The 16,531-nt window shown below is 67.5% G+C and carries 14 protein-coding genes; 8 read left to right on the top strand and 6 right to left on the bottom strand.

Annotated features, from left to right (window positions below):
• Positions 1–36: 36 nt before the first annotated feature.
• A complete protein-coding gene (locus F8O03_RS09095) occupies positions 37–501 on the bottom strand; it encodes a DUF3093 domain-containing protein (protein ID WP_151423554.1) in 465 nt (154 codons plus the stop codon).
• Positions 502–588: 87 nt separating this feature from the next.
• On the opposite strand from F8O03_RS09095, the gene dut reads away from it, so the two are divergent.
• The 5 genes from dut (at position 589) to F8O03_RS09070 (ending at position 6,774) form a co-directional block, all read left to right on the top strand.
• A complete protein-coding gene (gene dut / locus F8O03_RS09090) occupies positions 589–1,038 on the top strand; it encodes a dUTP diphosphatase (RefSeq protein ID WP_151423653.1) in 450 nt (149 codons plus the stop codon).
• Positions 1,025–1,780 carry a DUF3710 domain-containing protein gene (locus F8O03_RS09085; RefSeq protein ID WP_151423553.1) on the top strand — a complete coding sequence of 252 codons (756 nt, stop codon included), beginning with the start codon at positions 1,025–1,027 and terminating at the stop codon, positions 1,778–1,780. The genes dut and F8O03_RS09085 overlap by 14 nt, the downstream gene beginning before the upstream one ends.
• Positions 1,777–2,526: a DUF3159 domain-containing protein gene (locus F8O03_RS09080; RefSeq protein WP_151423552.1), complete on the top strand. Its 750-nt coding sequence runs from the start codon at positions 1,777–1,779 to the stop codon at positions 2,524–2,526. Before F8O03_RS09085 ends, F8O03_RS09080 begins: the two co-directional genes overlap by 4 nt.
• A 119-nt stretch (positions 2,527–2,645) precedes the next feature.
• Positions 2,646–5,462, top strand: coding sequence for an aconitate hydratase AcnA (gene acnA, locus F8O03_RS09075; RefSeq protein ID WP_151423551.1), 2,817 nt, complete (start codon positions 2,646–2,648; stop codon positions 5,460–5,462).
• A gap of 160 nt (positions 5,463–5,622) precedes the next feature.
• Positions 5,623–6,774 carry a glycerol dehydrogenase gene (locus tag F8O03_RS09070; RefSeq protein ID WP_151423550.1) on the top strand — a complete coding sequence of 384 codons (1,152 nt, stop codon included), beginning with the start codon at positions 5,623–5,625 and terminating at the stop codon, positions 6,772–6,774.
• 69 nt (positions 6,775–6,843) lie between these two features.
• On the opposite strand, the gene F8O03_RS09065 is transcribed toward F8O03_RS09070, so the two are convergent.
• The 4 genes from F8O03_RS09065 to F8O03_RS09050 form a co-directional block, all read right to left on the bottom strand.
• Complete coding sequence (locus F8O03_RS09065; RefSeq protein ID WP_151423549.1) at positions 6,844–8,985, bottom strand: 3-hydroxyacyl-CoA dehydrogenase NAD-binding domain-containing protein; 2,142 nt, start codon at positions 8,983–8,985, stop codon at positions 6,844–6,846.
• 5 nt (positions 8,986–8,990) lie between these two features.
• Positions 8,991–10,217 carry a thiolase family protein gene (locus F8O03_RS09060; RefSeq protein WP_280115572.1) on the bottom strand — a complete coding sequence of 409 codons (1,227 nt, stop codon included), beginning with the start codon at positions 10,215–10,217 and terminating at the stop codon, positions 8,991–8,993.
• Positions 10,218–10,292: 75 nt separating this feature from the next.
• Complete coding sequence (locus tag F8O03_RS09055) at positions 10,293–11,477, bottom strand: ribonuclease D (protein WP_244296103.1); 1,185 nt, start codon at positions 11,475–11,477, stop codon at positions 10,293–10,295.
• A gap of 31 nt (positions 11,478–11,508) precedes the next feature.
• Positions 11,509–12,114 carry a DUF3000 domain-containing protein gene (locus F8O03_RS09050; protein WP_104253318.1) on the bottom strand — a complete coding sequence of 202 codons (606 nt, stop codon included), beginning with the start codon at positions 12,112–12,114 and terminating at the stop codon, positions 11,509–11,511.
• 105 nt (positions 12,115–12,219) lie between these two features.
• On the opposite strand from F8O03_RS09050, the gene F8O03_RS09045 reads away from it, so the two are divergent.
• Positions 12,220–13,401, top strand: a complete 1,182-nt coding sequence (locus F8O03_RS09045) for an alpha/beta hydrolase family protein (protein WP_151423546.1) — start codon at positions 12,220–12,222, stop codon at positions 13,399–13,401.
• A gap of 15 nt (positions 13,402–13,416) precedes the next feature.
• Here F8O03_RS09045 and F8O03_RS09040 read toward each other — a convergent pair whose 3' ends face one another.
• Positions 13,417–13,860 carry a SufE family protein gene (locus F8O03_RS09040; RefSeq protein WP_151423545.1) on the bottom strand — a complete coding sequence of 148 codons (444 nt, stop codon included), beginning with the start codon at positions 13,858–13,860 and terminating at the stop codon, positions 13,417–13,419.
• 167 nt (positions 13,861–14,027) lie between these two features.
• Between F8O03_RS09040 and zapE the strand changes: the two genes are divergently transcribed.
• Together zapE and F8O03_RS09030 are read left to right on the top strand one after the other, a co-directional pair.
• The gene (gene zapE / locus F8O03_RS09035) at positions 14,028–15,014 is read left to right on the top strand and encodes a cell division protein ZapE (protein WP_151423650.1); all 987 of its coding nucleotides are present in this window, start codon (positions 14,028–14,030) and stop codon (positions 15,012–15,014) included.
• Positions 15,015–15,205: 191 nt separating this feature from the next.
• Positions 15,206–16,438: an ammonium transporter gene (locus F8O03_RS09030; protein WP_104253315.1), complete on the top strand. Its 1,233-nt coding sequence runs from the start codon at positions 15,206–15,208 to the stop codon at positions 16,436–16,438.
• Positions 16,439–16,531: the final 93 nt, after the last annotated feature.

Below are 16,531 nucleotides of genomic sequence, written 5' to 3'. Positions count from 1 at the left end.
CGGTCTTTCTGGTTGCACGAGAGGGCAGCTGGCGGTTCAGCCAGCTTGTCGTGGCGCCCGCGAGCGAGCTTCCGTGATCGCCGAGGCGAGCTCGGTCGGCCTGCGCGTCGACACCAGCCAGTACGGGACCGGGTCCGCCTCATCCGTGATCTCGATCGTGAGCGAGGTCGGAATCCATCCTCTGATGCACAGCCACGCGCGCAGATCGAGCTCCGGACCTGCCGCCAGACGGGCCTTCTCCCTGGTGGTGTGGGGGATGCACTGTCCGGTGAAGTTCAGCGGGACGTGCGCCCCGGCGACGCGCACCTGAGTCGCAGTGACCTCGATGATGGGGGAGTACGCCAGGATCAGCGTCAGGAAGGCCGCGTACAGCGTCACCGCGATGGCGGCGCCGATCAAGAAGTTGATGGGCGTGAAGACGAGGATGACGGCAGGCACCATGAGGAAGCCGACGGCGTAGACCCAGGCGGCGGGCCACAGGCGCTCGTGGAAAACTGGCATGCCGATATTGGATCACGCTTTGCCGGGCATCGCTGTCAGATCACGATCCGGTCACGCCTCAGCTAGGCTCGTACGGTGAGCTTTGTCATAGATGTGCCCGTCTCGGGCGTCCTCCCCGCGTTCGCCCAGCCTGGCGACGCCGGTGCCGACCTGACCGCCACCGAGCCGGTCACCCTGGCCCCCGGCCAGCGAGCTGTCGTCGGCACGGGTGTTCGGCTCGCGCTGCCTGACGGGACCGTCGGCTTCGTCATGCCGCGGTCGGGGCTCGCAGCCAAGCACGGCATCACCCTCGTGAACGCCCCTGGCACGATCGACTCCGGGTACCGCGGAGAGATCAAGGTCATCATTCTCAACACCGACTCGACCGAGACGTACGCCATCGCCGCGGGCGACCGCATCGCCCAGCTCGTGGTGATGCAGCTGGCACCGGTGAACTTCATCCAGACCGAGCAGCTCTCCGCCTCACAGCGCGGCGAGGGCGGTTTCGGCTCCACCGGCTACGCATCTGACCAGGAGGCTCACCATGGGACTGTTTGATTTCCTCAAGAAGGAAGAAGAGAAGCCGGAGAAGGCCGACAAGCTGACCGTCGACGACGAGCTGCTCGACGAAGCGGAGCTCGAGGGCGAGCTCGACGACGACGACCAGGACGACGACGAGGCGAAGTCCGCTCCCATCGATCGCGAGACTCGGGGACCGTTCGACATCAGCGAGGCCAGCCCGGCGAAGCGATACGTCGACCTGGGTGCGCTGCGGATCCCCGCCCGCGAGGGGCTCGGTCTCCGACTCGAGGTCGAGGAGAAGACCAAGCGACTCGTCGCGGTCGCCCTCGACTACAAGGAATCGACGATGCAGATCCAGGCGTTCGCGGCTCCGCGATCGACCGGTCTGTGGCATTCGATCATGGCTCAGCTCGCCGAGCAGGTGCGCAAGCAGGGCGGTACTGCAGAAGAGGTCGACGGCATCCTGGGCCCGGTGCTCGACACGAAGATCCCCGTCGTCGTGAAGGGCGCGGCATCGTCCCAGACGCGCTCTGCGCGCTTCTTCGGCGTGGATGGGCCTCGCTGGTTCCTCCGTGGCGTGCTCACGGGGAAGGCGCTCCGTGATGAGGCCACGCGAGTCGAGCTGGTCGAGCTCTTCCGGAGCGTCGTCGTCGTGCGCGGAGACGCCCCGCTGCCACCGCGAGAGCTCCTGACGCTCGTCGTGCCGAAGGCTATGGCAGACCCCACATCGAAGACAGCCACGGAAGATGCCGCATCCGGAGCGGCCGAGAAGGCATGACGCAGCCGGACGGTGATAGGGCGGACGCCGCGCAGTCGCCCGCTGATGCGCCGAACATGCGCAAGCTCGAGGAGGTGGCGAAGTCGTCCTCGCTCGGGCGGCTCACCGAAGGCGGTATCAGCGGCGCGTCCCTGCTCGCTGCCATGGGCGGTGTCCGGGGACTCATCGAGACCCTGCTGCCAGGCATCGTGTTCCTCGTCCTCTTCACGCTCGGAACCGAGCTGTGGGTCGCGGTCATCGCGCCTGCGGCACTCGGTCTGCTGTTCATCCTCGTCCGGGCCCTGCAGAAGGAGCCGGTCGTCCCGGCCATCTCGGGCCTCGTCGCGCTGCTGATCTCGGGCGTCCTCGCCATGACCACCGGTCGGGGTGAGAACTTCTACCTCGTGGGCTTCTACACCAACGCGGCGTACGGGGCTGCCCTGCTGGTCTCGGTTCTCGTCCGCTGGCCGGTGATCGGCCTCGTCACCGGCCTCATCACCGGCCAGGGCTCGAGCTGGCGTCAAGACCGTTCGATGCTGCGGTGGATGTCCATCATCACGCTCGTCTGGGTCGGGTTCTTCGCGCTGCGCCTCGTCGTGCAGCTGCCGCTCTACTTCGCTGGCAACGTCGAGGCGCTGGGGCTCGCGCGGCTGCTCATGGGAACCCCCATGTACGCGGTGGTCCTCGTCGTCACGGTGCTCTTCGTGCGAGCCTTGCTGAGCGCGTCGCGGTCTCGTGCGCAGAGTGAAGCAGGTAAAGTATCTTGATGTCAAGATAAAAGCGTCTCGATCAACTCAGGATCACCTTCGAGGCAAGCCACGGCGAGACGCGAGATGATTGCTGGGCGCGGGCCGCGCACCCAGAGTTGCAAAGAAGGAGCCGAGACGTGACCGCAGTCAACAGCTTCGGGGCCAAGGACACGCTCAGTGTCGACGGCACCGAGTACGAGATCTTCCGCATCGACAAGGTTGAGGGCTTCGAGAAGCTCCCCTTCAGCCTCAAGGTTCTCCTCGAGAACCTCCTCCGCACCGAAGACGGTGCGAACGTGACCGCAGAGCAGATCCAGAAGCTCGGTTCGTGGGTGCCGACGGCAGACCCAGACACCGAGATCCAGTTCTCGCCCGCCCGAGTCGTCCTCCAGGACTTCACCGGCGTTCCCTGCATCGTCGACCTCGCCACCATGCGCGAGGCCGTCACCCAGCTCGGCGGCGACCCCGAGAAGGTCAACCCGCTTGCTCCTGCTGAGCTCGTCATCGACCACTCGGTCATCGCCGACCTCTTCGGCCAGGCGGATGCGCTCGAGCGCAACGTCGAGATCGAGTACCAGCGCAACGGCGAGCGCTACCAGTTCCTTCGCTGGGGCCAGACGGCCTTCGAGGACTTCAAGGTCGTCCCCCCGGGAACCGGCATCGTCCACCAGGTCAACATCGAGTACCTGGCGCGCGTCACCTTCGTCCGCGAGGTCGGCGGCGTCCTGCAGGCCTACCCGGACACGCTGGTCGGCACCGACTCGCACACGACGATGGTCAACGGCCTCGGCGTGCTCGGCTGGGGAGTCGGCGGCATCGAGGCAGAGGCGGCCATGCTCGGCCAGCCCGTGTCGATGCTCATCCCCAAGGTCGTCGGCTTCAAGCTCAAGGGCCAGATCCCCATGGGCGTGACGGCGACCGACGTCGTCCTCACGATCACCGACCTGCTGCGCAAGCACGGCGTCGTCGGCAAGTTCGTCGAGTTCTACGGCGAGGGTGTCGGGGCAGTGCCGCTCGCCAACCGCGCCACCATCGGCAACATGAGCCCCGAGTTCGGTTCGACGGCCGCGATGTTCCCGATCGACGACGAGACCCTCAACTACCTGCGGCTCACGGGCCGCAGCGAGGAGCAGGTCAAGCTCGTCGAGGCGTACGCGAAGGAACAGCACCTCTGGCACGACCCGAGCAAGGAGCTCTCCTACTCGGAGTACCTGGAGCTCGACCTCTCGACGGTCGTTCCATCGATCGCCGGCCCGCGTCGCCCGCAGGACCGCATCGAGCTCTCGAAGGCCAAGGGCCAGTTCGGCGCCGACCTGACCGACTACACCGCCGAGGACTTCGGTCTCGTCGATGTCGCCGGCGAGGACAGCTTCCCGGCATCCGACCCTGCCAAGCTCACGCCGGGCTCCGACGACTCGGATGTCCGCGAGCGGCACACCGCCCCGACCTTCTCGCACGAGCGCAAGCCCGTGCAGGTGCAGGGCTCCGACGGCCAGAACTACACGATCGACCACGGCTCCGTGGCCATCGCCGCCATCACGAGCTGCACGAACACCTCGAACCCCTCGGTCATGCTCGCAGCCGGTCTCCTCGCGAAGAAGGCGAGCGAACGCGGACTCAAGGCGAAGCCATGGGTCAAGACCACGCTCGCTCCCGGCTCCAAGGTCGTGACGAACTACTACGAGAAGGCCGGTCTGACCGACTCGCTCGAGGCGCTCGGCTTCTACACCGTGGGCTACGGCTGCACGACCTGCATCGGCAACTCGGGACCGCTGAACGAGGAGATCTCCGAAGCGATCAACGACAACGATCTCGCCGTCACGGCGGTCCTCTCCGGAAACCGCAACTTCGAGGGGCGCATCAACCCCGACGTGAAGATGAACTACCTGGCCTCCCCGCCGCTCGTCATCGCGTACGCGCTGGCAGGCACCATGGACTTCGACTTCGAGACCCAGCCACTCGGCACGGACTCCGACGGCAAGGACGTCTTCCTCAGCGAGATCTGGCCGTCCGCTGACGAGGTGCAGTCGACGATCGACACGTCGATCGACACGGACATGTTCACGCGCGAGTACGGTGCCGTGTTCGATGGCGACGAGCGCTGGCGCTCGCTGCCGACTCCGACCGGCGCCACGTTCGAATGGGACGACCAGTCGACGTACGTGCGCAAGCCCCCGTACTTCGACGGCATGGTCATGGAGCTGACGCCGGTCACCGACATCAAGGGTGCCCGCGTGCTCGCGAAGCTCGGCGACTCGGTCACGACCGACCACATCAGCCCAGCTGGCTCGATCAAGGCGGACAGCCCCGCTGGCCGCTATCTCTCCGAGCACGGCGTCGACCGCAAGGACTTCAACTCCTACGGCTCGCGTCGCGGCAACCACGAGATCATGATCCGCGGCACGTTCGCGAACATCCGCCTCAAGAACCAGCTCCTCGACGGCGTCGAGGGCGGGTACACCCGCGACTTCACCCAGGCAGACGGACCGCAGTCGTTCATCTACGACGCAGCCCAGAACTACGCGGAAGCCGGCACACCGCTGGTCGTCCTCGGAGGCAAGGAGTACGGCTCCGGCTCGTCTCGCGACTGGGCCGCCAAGGGCACGAGCCTCCTCGGCGTCCGCGCCGTGATCGTCGAGAGCTTCGAGCGCATCCACCGCTCGAACCTCATCGGCATGGGAGTCGTTCCGCTGCAGTTCCCCGTTGGCGAGACCTGGGCATCGCTCGGTCTCGACGGCACGGAGTCGATCTCCATCCAGGGCATCGAGCAGCTCAACGAGGGCTTCACGCCCAAGACGGTGCACGTCATCGCCGAGCCCACGTCCGACTCGCCTGAGGGCAAGCAGACGATCGAGTTCGACGCCGTCGTCCGCATCGACACCCCTGGTGAGGCCGACTACTACCGCAACGGTGGAATCCTGCAGTACGTGCTCCGCCAGCTCGCCGCGGCGTAGCCAGCAGCAGCACTGGAGGACCGAAGGGCGGAGCCGCGAGGCTCCGCCCTTCGGCGTTCGCCTACACGCTCTCGGTTCTCCGTCGCTGAGAACAGCTGTGGTCTGCACCCATCTGCGCTGGTTAGCGTTGGGGCGATTTCCGATCACGAAGGAGTTCCCCATGACGAATGAGACCCCCATCCGCACAGTCCTCAGCCCTGGCCGATACGTGCAGGGCAAGGGCGCGCTGGCGCGCCTCGGCGAGTTCGTCGAGCAGATCGGCCAGACACCGCTGCTCCTGACCGACGACTTCGTCTGGGACCTGCTCGGCGAACGCCTGACGACCTCCTTCACCGGTGGGGGCGCCGAGGTGCCTCGCGAACGGTTCAACGGTGTCGCCTCGTCCGGTGAGATCGACCGGATCGTTGACGTGATCACGCAGAGCGGCAGCGACGTCATCGTCGCCGTCGGTGGCGGCAGCACGATCGACGCGGCGAAGGCGGCGGGCTTCCTGGCTGGAATCCGGTGGGTGAGCGTGCCGACCGTCGCGTCCACCGACGCGCCGACCTCCGCGCTCGCCGTGGTCTACACCGAGTCAGGCGAGTTCGAGGAGTACCGCTTCTTCCCTCGCAACCCCGACCTCGTGCTGATCGACTCGCAGCTCGTCGCTGACGCTCCCGCCCGGTTCCTCGTCGCGGGCTTCGGCGATGCCCTCGCCACCTGGCTCGAAGCGCGCGCCACGAGCCGCTCGAACTCCAAGACGATGGCAGGCGGACTCCCGACACAGACCGGCACGGCGCTGGCGAAGCTCAGCTGGGACGTGCTCTGGGAGAACGCACCGACCGCGCTCGACGCGGTGGAGGACGGCGTCGTGACACCAGCGCTCGACCGTGCCATCGAGGCGAACACCCTGCTCTCGGGGCTCGGCTTCGAGTCAGGCGGCCTCGCCGCCGCGCACGCGATCCACAACGGACTGACGGCGGCCCCGCAGACACACGGCCTCCAGCACGGGGAGAAGGTCAACATCGGGTCCATCGCACAGCTCATCCTCGAGGGCGCGCCGGAGGAGGAGATCCGCGACTTCATCGTCTTCACCACGAAGCTCGGGCTGCCGACGACCCTCACCGAGATCGGGCTCTCGACCGACGACAAGCACGAGCTCAGGCTCATCGCCGAGGCCGCGACGGTGCCGGGGGAGACCATCCACAACATGCCGTTCGCGGTGACCGCCGACGACGTGATCGCGGCCCTGACCTCGCTCGAGCGGCTCTCGCGGCGCATCCGTGCCGAGGCCGGCCTGCCGGAACCGGTCAAGTACCACGCCGCGCACTAGCCTCGATCGACGAAGGCGCCTCCCCACCCGTGTCGGGCAGGGAGGCGCCTTCGGTGTTCGCGCCCCAGATCAGCGCGAGGCCGCCCCACGGATGGGCGGCGTGTGGAAGGTGCCGCCGAACGCCTTCTCTGAGGCTCCGATCCGGTCGAGGTACGGTGTGATGCCGCCGGCCTGGAATGGGTAGCCTGCGCCCAGGATGAGGCACAGATCGATGTCCTCAGGAGCCGCGACGACCTGCTCGTCGAGCATTCGCTTGATCTCGTCGGCGAGGCCGACCTCGACCCGCTCCGCGAACGACTCCGCGGTCATCGGCGTCTTGCCGCCCGCGACGATCTGCACGGCCTTCTTGTCGAAGCCCTTCTTCTTGCCCTTCCCGTCGCGGTCGTAGAGCTTGCCGTAATCCGCGAGCCTGTGCAGGTTCTCCGACTCGAAGAATCGGTCGGGGAACGCGGCGTGGTGGGTGTCGAGGACGTGTGCTCCCACCTTCAGGCCGACGAGCTCGAGGAGCTCGAACGGCGTCATGGGCAGGCCGATGCGGTCGAGCGCGTGGTCGACCGTCTCGAACGAGGTTCCGGTATCGACGGCGTTCATCGCCTCGCCGAGCACCTTCGCGAGGACGCGGTTCACGACGAAGCCGGGCGCGTCCCTCGTGATGACGGCGGTCTTCTTGAGGTTCTTGGCCGTCGCCATCGCCGTGGCGAGTGTCGCGTCGTCGGTGCTCTGCGTCCTCACCACCTCGATGAGGGGCATCTGCGCGACCGGGTTGAAGAAGTGGAAGCCGACCAGGCGCTCCGGATGCTCGAGCTGGGCGCCGATCTGCGCGACCGACAACGACGAGGTGTTCGTGGCCAGGATGGCCTCGGGTCCCACGATCTTCTCGAAGTCCGAGAAGACCTGCTGCTTCACGCCGAGCTCCTCGAAGACCGCCTCGATGACCCAGTCGCAGTCGGCGAACTGGCTCCTGTCGGTGGTCCCGTGCACGAGCCCGGTGAGGCGTCCGTACTCGTCGCCATCGATCCGGCCCTTCTCGTGCAGCTTCTCGAGTTCGCGACGCACGGCGGCGACACCCGAGTCGACCCGCGCCTGGTCGAGGTCGGTGATGACCACCGGCACCTTCAATCGTCGGACGAAGAGCGTCGCGAACTGTGTGGCCATGAGCCCGGCGCCGATGACGCCGACCTTGTTGACCGGGCGTGCCAGTGCCTTGTCCGGCGCCCCTGCTGGACGCTTGGCGCGCTTCTGGACGAGGTTGAACGCGTAGATCGACGCCACGAACTGGTCGCCGGAGATGAGGTCGGCAAGCGCCTCGTCTTCAGCCGCGAATCCCTTTGCGCGGTCATCGCCCTTCGCCAGCTTGAGGAGGTCGAGGGCCCGGTAGGGTGCGAGCGCGACCGTGCCGAGCTTCTCCTCCAGTGTCCTCCGCGCGACCCCGAGTGCGAGGTCCCACTTCGCGAGTCGCTCGAGACGCCCCGGGGCGTGCGGGCGCTTGACCTCGATGTCCCCGCCGATGACCTTGTCCGCCCAGGCGAGGGAGTCCTCGAGGAAGTTGAGGCTGGGGAAGATCGCATCCGCGATGCCGAGCTCGGCGACCTGTGGGCCTTTGAGCATCCGGTTCTGCTTGAGGGGGTTCTCGATGATGACCTTGAGCGCGTTCTCGATGCCGATGAGATTCGGCAGGATGCTGGCGCCTCCCCACCCGGGGACGAGGCCGAGGAACGTCTCCGGCAGGGCGAACGCCGGAACGGTGGCATCGACGGTGCGGTAGTCGGAGTTCAGGCCGATCTCCACGCCGCCGCCGAGCGCGAGTCCGTTGTAGAAGGTGAAGCTGGGCACGCCGAGCCTGCCGAGCGAGCCGAGCACCTCGTGGCCGAGCTGCGCGAGCTGCAGTGCGACGTCGCGGTTGGGGATCGAGCCGACGTTGGAGAGGTCTGCGCCCGCCGCGAAGTTGAAGCGCTTGCCGGTGATGGCGACCGCGTCGATGTCATGGGACGACGCTCGGGCGCGCAGGCGCGAGAGCACCTCGCCGAGCTCGGCGAGGGTCTCCGGGCCGAGCGTATTCGGCCGCGTGTAGTCGTGGCCGTTGTCGAGCGTGATGAGCGCCAGTGTCCGACCGCTCGGCAGAGTGACGTCGCGGACAAGCGAGTGCGTCACGACCTCGTCGGTGCTCATGGCGAGCAGGGGAGCGTAGCGTGCTCGGAGATCGGTTGCCATGGTGATCAGCGTCCCTTCTTGCCGAAGCCTCGGCGTGCGTGCGACTTGCCGTTCCAGTTCGGGTTCTCCCAGATGACGGTGCCGCCCTGTCCGAGGCCGACGCACATGGCAGTCAGGCCGAAGCGGACCTCGGGGTGCTCCTCGAACTGCTTCGCGAGCTGGGTCATCAGGCGGACGCCGGATGAGGCCAGCGGGTGGCCGATCGCGATGGCACCGCCGTACGGGTTCACGGATGGGTCGTCGTCGTCGATGCCGTAGTGGTCGAGGAAGGACAGCACCTGGACGGCGAATGCCTCGTTCAACTCGAAGAGGCCGATGTCGTCGATGGTCATGCCGGCCCGTGCGAGGGCCTTCTCGGTCGAGGGCACGGGGCCGAGGCCCATGACCTCGGGCTGGACGCCGGCGAACGCGAATGTGACCATGCGCATCTTGGGCTGCAGGCCGAACTCCTTGGCGGCGGCACTCGAGGCGATGATCGCGGCAGTCGCGCCGTCGTTCAGCCCGCTGGCGTTCCCTGCGGTGACTCGACCGTGCGGGCGGAAGGGCGTCTTCAGCGTGGAGAGCGTCTCCATGTTCGTCTCGGGCCGCAGCGTCTCGTCTCGCGTCGCGAGTCCCCAGCCAGCCTCTGACTCGATGGCGACGGGGATGAGGTCGGGCTGCAGCTGGTCGTTGTCGTACGCGGCGGCAGCCTTCTGCTGGCTGCGCATGGCGTAGCGGTCGCTGCGCTCGCGCGTGAGCTGCGGGAAGCGGTCGTGCAGGCGCTCGGCGGTCTTGCCCATGTTGAGGGCGTCACCGCTCACGAGCTGCTCGGCGACGAACCTCGGGTTCGGGTCTGCGCCGATGCCGAGCGGGTGCCGACCCATGTGCTCGACTCCGCCAGCGATCGTGACGTCGTACGCGCCGAACCCGACGCCGGAGCCCATGGTCGTGACCGCCGTCATCGCGCCGGCGCACATCCGGTCGATCGCGAGACCCGGGACCGTGTTCGGGAGACCGGCGAGGATGGCAGTCGAGCGGCCGAGGGTCAGGCCCTGGTCACCCTGCTGCGTGGTCGCGGCGATGGCGACGTCGTCGTAGCGGTCGTGCGGGATCTGCGGGTTCCGGTCGAGGAGACCCTTGATCGCCTTGACCGCGAGGTCGTCCGCACGGGTCTTCCAGTACATGCCCTTCTCGCCAGCACGTCCGAAGGGGGTCCGAACGCCGTCGATGAACAACACTTCTCGATTGGCCACACTGCCTCCAAGCATCTATTGACTCGGTCATCCTATGGATGCCCGCCTGATGGGAAGCCAATGCCTCGTGCGAAGCTACGAAGCCTCTCCGTCCGGAGTGGAAGTCAATTGGTCAGCTTCTACAAAAGCGGCGGCGATTCCCTGTGCAACCTCGCTGGTCTGCCACGGTCGAGCGCCGAGGTCACGCAGGTGCTCGGCGACCGTCTCTGCCGAGACCGGCTGGTGCGGGCTCCACGCCGCACGCCTGAGGAGCTCGGGTGTCAGCAGGTTCTCGACCGGCATGTGGAGCTCCTCGGCATGGGCCACGAGGAACTCGCGAGCGAGCTTCAGGCGGCGGTCTGCTTCAGGAGCCCGCTGCTCCCACTGGCGGTGGTGCGGCATGCGGTCGGGGTCACGCGGCGCCTGCGGCGGCATCTCGTCCGTCGTCAGCCCGCGCTCCACGGCACCCCACCAGCGATCGAGTTGGGTTCTGGATGCCCGCCCCGTGAACTCCTTCAGTCGCGCCAGCTCGCCACGCGTCCGGGGCATCGCCGTCGCAACTGCCGCAAGTGCGCGATCCGGGAAGAGGCGCCCAGGCGCGGTGTCGGAGCTTCTCGCCATCTCATCGCGCGAGAGCCAGAGCTCTTTGGCGACGGCAAGCGCACGAGGGCTGCGGAGCCTGCTGATGCCGCCGATCCGACGCCAGGCGTCTGGCTTCTTGACCCCCAGCTCACGCGTCAGGATGTCGGCGAACTCTTCTCGAGCAGCTTCCAGCTTCCCGGCCTCCACCAGTTCCTGGTGCAGCTGGTCGCGGACGTCGATGAGCAGTTCCACGTCGAGGGCCGCGTAGGCGAGCCACGACTCCGGGAGCGGTCTCGTCGACCAGTCTGCCGCGGAGTGCGCCTTCTCGAGCGAGATGCCGAGCAGGCGCTCGATGACGGCGCCGAGGCCCACGCGCTCGTACCCGAGCAGCCGCGCGGCGAGCTCGGTATCGAAGATGAGGGTCGGGTTCAGCTCGAGTTCGCGCAGGCATGGCAGGTCCTGGGTGGCCGCGTGGAAGATCCACTCCTCCTCGCCGATGATCTCCTGCAGGCGAGCAAGCGACCCCGTCGCGATCGGATCGATCAGCAGCGTGCCGCTTCCGCGACGGAACAGCTGAACGAGGTAGGCGCGTTCCGAGTACCGATAGCCGGATGCGCGTTCGGCGTCCACGGCGACGGGCCCAGTTCCAGCGGCGAGCCTGTCCAGCCCCGCCCTGAGCTGGTCTTCAGTTTCGATCACGTCGAGTCCGCCTTCCTTCAGGCGGTCTGCGTCAAGCCCCATCTTTTGCCTTTCGGAGGTGCCGCAGCACCTGGACGCCGTCGTCTGCCTCAGCTTCGGGCGGCATGCCTGCCAGGAGGCACAGCAGCTCCCCCCAGGCCTCTGCGTGAGCGGCGAGGTCGGTCTCGCGAGGCGTCCAGGATGCGCGCAGCTCGATCTGCGCGCCCTCTCCCTGCTCTTCGAGCTCACCGAAACCACGACCGTTGATGGTCGTCGCCGTTCCGGAGGGATGCTCGAAGGCGGCCCCCCTGGACTCGAGTGCATCCATGAGCCAGGACCACGCGACGGGCGCGAGGAAGGGGTCGACGCCGATCTCGGGCTCAAGGGGAGCTTGCGCGAAGCAGACGACGCGGAACGCTCCGCGCCACGCCTCCGGCTCGCTCTCGTCATGGAGCAAGATGAACCTGCCGGTGCCGAGCTCTGAGTCGCTGGCGTGGGCAGTTGGTCGCACGTCTCCGGAGAGCGCGAGCGATTCGGGGGCCAGGTTCGCTGGGGGACGGATCTCGCTCACCGTGAGGGCAGAGCGGAACTCGGCCGCACGGACCGCCTCTACGGCGGCCTCGAACTCCGGGGCAGATCGATGCAACGGGACAACCACGCGACGAGACTAGGCCTGGCCTTCTGCAACGCAGATCAGGCGCGCCGTAAGCGGCGCGCCAGCCGTTCGGCGTGTTCACGGGCACTATGCGCGATCATCGTCGTGATGTGTGCCGCCAAACGTGTCTCGGCTGAGTCGACCGCGCCTGCTGCGAAGCTCGCCGCGGCGACCCTCGGCGCAGTCGTCGTCGGCCTCGTCGCCATCTCCGGCACGGCGGCCACCATGGTTGCGCGCGCCGTCGTCACGCCTCCACGGCGCCGCAAGGACCCGGTGCGCCTGCTCCGGGTTGACAGGCAGGCGGGCACGGTCACCCTCGCCCGCACCCCTGAGACGGCGGCACCCGGCCACTACAGTCTGGTCTTCGCGGCGGAGACGGGCAGGGCCAACGTCGGAGCCGTCGTCGACGAGTCGGAGCGCACGGTGACCAGGCGCTACTGGGGCGAGCAGGGCGCGCAGCTCGAGCGCGTCCGATCCGTTCGCCTTGCGTCGGCTCCACAGCTCTGGGTGCGGGACCTCGATCTGCCGTGGCGCTGGGTCGACGTGCAGACCCCGCTCGGGGCGATGCCCGCCTGGCTGATCCCGGCGGCGCATGCCAGCGATTCGTGGGCGATCCACGTGCACGGTCGGGGCGCCGTCATGACCGAGCCCCTGCGCGCAGTCCCGCTGTTTCGAGGTCGAGGCTGGAACTCGCTGGTGGTGAGCTACCGGAATGACGCGCTCGCACCTCCATCGCCCGACGGGAAGTTCGGTCTCGGTGCGACGGAGTGGCGCGACGTGGAGTCCGCGATGGACTGGGCCGCGGAGCGCGGCGCCAAGCGGATCATCCTGGTCGGATGGTCCATGGGGGGCGGAACCGTTGTGCAGGCGTCGCTCAATGCGCGGCACCGCGAGCTCGTCGCAGGCATCTTCCTGGAGTCGCCCGCCTTGAGCTGGCGTTCGATACTCCGGTACCAGGGTCGAGCCATGCGGCTTCCCAGAGCGGTGACGGCGCTCGGCGTCTGGCTCATCGGGAGTCCCCTCGCGCGCCCTCTGCTCGGCCTCGAGGCGCCGATCCCGCTCGCTGAGCTCGAGATCCCGAACCGGCTCGAGGAGCTTCGCGTGCCCATCCTCCTCTTCCACTCCAGCGCGGACACCGTCGTGCCGGTCGACGCGAGTAGAGAGGTGGCACGCCGCCGGCCCGACCTTGTCACGTACCGCGAATTCGAGCGCGCACTGCACACGCGCCTCTGGAACGTCGACAGCGGGCGCTGGGAGCGGTCGCTGGACGAATGGCTCGCGACGTTCTGAGACGCGAGACGGTCCCTACGCGCGCTCGTCGGCGGCGATGCGCTCGAGCAGCTGCCTCTTCGCGCGCGCCTGCAGAGCGACCATCCCGCTGCGGCGGAGCGGTGAGACGAGGTCGCCCAGGCCGAGGACGCTCGGCAGGTCCTCAGGGAGTCCGAGGAGCGCAGCTGGCTCATGACCGTCGACGCCCTGTACGAGAGCCGCCGCGAAGCCGCGCGTCATGGGCGCGCCCGGCGGGACCGAGATACGCAGCCGGACGCGTGCGTCGCGGCCCAGCGAGACGTCGAGGTACACCGGTGACTGGCATTCAATGACGCGCTCGAACGTCTCGGCCTCGGCGGGTTCGACTGCTGGAAGCTCGGCGCCGATCTCGGCGAGGAGCTCGAGGCGATCGCGGGGTGACACATCGAGAAGCTCTTCGCGGAGCAGCTCGAGCGGTTCTGGCAGCGTGACGTCGTGCATGTGACCACGGTACCGGCCCATCGATTTGGGACGACCGGGGGAGCGGGTGACGGTAGGATTTGTTGGGCCCGCATCGGGCACCTGTCACTGGAAAGTACGAGGACTCCGTGGGCGAAGGCCGCTTGCTGCACCTGACCGAACTCTCACCGACCGTCACGGCGGCAGAGATGGTGAAGGACCTCGTGCCTCCCCGGCAGTTCGACGGGGCTCAGTTCTCCACGTATCGACCGGACCCCGAGTACCCCTCGCAGGCAGCCGCCGTCGAGGCGGGCGAGCGTTTCGCCGGGGTCAAGGCCGCCGCGAACTCCGGGAGCAAGGGGCTCTTCGGGTTCCTCAAGAAGGCACCGCCCGTCAAGCCGGGCATCTACCTCGACGGCGGGTTCGGTGTCGGCAAGACGCATCTCCTCGCCTCCATCTGGCACGCCCACCCCGGGCGCAAGTACTTCGGCACGTTCATCGAGTACACGGCGCTCGTCGGAGCCCTCGGCTACGCAGAAGCCGTCCGCTCGCTCAAGGGCACGAGCCTCATCGCCATCGACGAGTTCGAGCTCGACGACCCGGGCGACACGATGGTCATGTCCCGGCTCCTCGGGGAGCTCGTGGACTCCGGCACGAGCGTCGCCGCGACGAGCAACACCCCGCCGAACGCGCTCGGCGAGGGACGCTTCGCGGCATCAGACTTCCTGCGCGAGATCACGAAGCTCGCCGGCGTGTTCGACACGCTGCGCATCGATGGCACCGACTACCGACGGCGCGACATGTCGGGCCACGCGGCCGTCACTCCAGCCGAACGGCTGGACGTGCTCGTCGATGAAGCGGTCGCCGACGGGAAGAGCGTCGCCTACGACAGCTTCGACGAGCTCGTCCAGCACCTTGCGACCGTCCACCCCTCGAAGTACGTGCGCCTCGTCGAGAACGTCGACCTCCTCGCACTCCGAGACGTGCACGAGCTCACCGATCAGGCCGAGGCGCTGCGCTTCGTCGCCTTCATCGACCGCGTCTACGACGCCCAGATCCCGATCGCCGCTTCCGGTCTCGCGCTCGACCAGATCTTCGGGGGTGGGATGCTCGACGGCGGCTACCGAAAGAAGTACCTGCGCTGCGTCTCGCGCCTCATCGCCTCGACGGCTCAGGAGCAGGCCGCCTCCGTCTGAGTTCCGGTCGCGCCGATCCGATTCCGTTCCCGACACAGACTCGTAACATGCAGGGTCGCTCGGAAACATGATCGAAACGACACCGCCCCACCAGCGACACGAGCCCCCAGCAGACTCGAAGCATCTCCCCACACCGTGTCACGACGACGCGTCCTCCAGGCCGCAGCACGGGTGGCGAAAGCGAGGATGCAATGGATACCGGTGGAACCGCGTGGCTGATGATCAGCGCAGCGCTTGTGCTCTTCATGACACCAGGACTCGCCCTCTTCTACGGCGGCATGGTCAAGGAGAAGAGCGTCGTCAGCATGATGATGCTCTCGTTCGGGGCGCTCGGCCTCGTCGCCGTGCTGTGGATCCTGTACGGCTACAACATGTCGTCCGTGTCTGGCGACTCCTTCTTCCAGTTCGCTGGGGACCCCTTCTCTGACTTCGCGCTGACCAACCTCATCCAGGACAGCAATGCGACCGCTGGTGCCGCGTACGGTGGCACGTTCGCAATCATCACGACCGCGCTGATCTCCGGGGCCATCGCGGACCGCGCGAAGTTCGGTTCCTGGATGCTCTTCGCCGGCATCTTCGCCACGTTCGTCTACTTCCCAGTCGCCGCCTGGGTCTGGGGTGGCGGCTGGATCATGCAACTCGGCACCCAGCTCGGCTTCGAGGGCATCGAGGTCATCGACTACGCAGGTGGAACGGCCGTGCACATCAACGCAGGCGCGGCAGCACTCGCACTCGCGTTGGTCCTCGGCAAGCGCGTCGGCTTCGCGAAGGGCATCACACAGCCCCACAACGTGCCGCTCGTGCTCCTGGGTACCGCGATCCTGTGGTTCGGCTGGTTCGGCTTCAACGTCGGTGCCGCATGGGGCGACCTCGGCGGCTCGGAGTTCCCCGGCCCCGGACTGCTCTTCATCAACACCATCGCCGCTCCTGCTGCGGGCATCCTCGGCTGGATCATGGTCGAGAAGCTGCGCAACGGCAAGGCGACGTCGATCGGCGCCGCATCCGGTGCGATCGCGGGTCTCGTCGCTATCACGCCGGCGTGCGCCGTGCTGACGCCGGGCTGGGCGCTCCTCCTCGGCCTCGTCTCGGGCGGCCTCTGCGCGTTCGCCATCGAGCTGAAGTTCAAGCTCGGCTTCGATGACTCGCTCGACGTCGTCGGCCTCCACCTCGTCGGCGGTCTCGTCGGGTCCATCTGGCCTGGACTCTTCGCCTTCGACACCGGGCTCTTCACCGGTGGCGGGGTCGAGCAGCTCATCGTCCAGCTCATCGCATCGCTCGGCGTCCTCCTGTACTCCTTCGGAGTGAGCTTCCTCGTGGCCTGGGCCATCCAGAAGACCATCGGCTTCCGGGTGCGTCACGAGGATGAAGTGGCCGGGGTCGACGTGGTCGTGCACGGCGAGACCGGTTACGCGCTGTCCCGCTGATCACGCGGACGGCCTTCGGGGGCCGTGCATCCACGTTCGTGTGGATGCACGGCCCCCGTTCTCGTCTGCAGCTACCCAGGGGTGCGTTCGGGA

The sequence above is a fragment of the Pseudoclavibacter terrae genome, assembly GCF_008831075.1.
In the GTDB taxonomy this organism is placed as follows: domain Bacteria; phylum Actinomycetota; class Actinomycetes; order Actinomycetales; family Microbacteriaceae; genus Pseudoclavibacter; species Pseudoclavibacter terrae.
The sequence above is the reverse complement of the archived record's forward strand: the minus strand, read 5'-3'. Positions and strand labels throughout refer to the sequence as shown.

Excerpts from the sequence above, each read along its gene's own strand:
- F8O03_RS09095 (WP_151423554.1), bottom strand. The coding sequence starts at position 501 with ATGCCAGTTTTCCACGAGCGCCTGTGGCCCGCCGCCTGGGTCTACGCC.
- F8O03_RS09085 (WP_151423553.1), top strand. The coding sequence starts at position 1,025 with ATGGGACTGTTTGATTTCCTCAAGAAGGAAGAAGAGAAGCCGGAGAAG.
- F8O03_RS09080 (WP_151423552.1), top strand. The coding sequence starts at position 1,777 with ATGACGCAGCCGGACGGTGATAGGGCGGACGCCGCGCAGTCGCCCGCT.
- F8O03_RS09070 (WP_151423550.1), top strand. The coding sequence starts at position 5,623 with ATGACGAATGAGACCCCCATCCGCACAGTCCTCAGCCCTGGCCGATAC.
- F8O03_RS09065 (WP_151423549.1), bottom strand. The coding sequence starts at position 8,985 with ATGGCAACCGATCTCCGAGCACGCTACGCTCCCCTGCTCGCCATGAGC.
- F8O03_RS09045 (WP_151423546.1), top strand. The coding sequence starts at position 12,220 with ATGTGTGCCGCCAAACGTGTCTCGGCTGAGTCGACCGCGCCTGCTGCG.
- F8O03_RS09040 (WP_151423545.1), bottom strand. The coding sequence starts at position 13,860 with ATGCACGACGTCACGCTGCCAGAACCGCTCGAGCTGCTCCGCGAAGAG.
- zapE (WP_151423650.1), top strand. The coding sequence starts at position 14,028 with ATGGTGAAGGACCTCGTGCCTCCCCGGCAGTTCGACGGGGCTCAGTTC.
- F8O03_RS09030 (WP_104253315.1), top strand. The coding sequence starts at position 15,206 with ATGGATACCGGTGGAACCGCGTGGCTGATGATCAGCGCAGCGCTTGTG.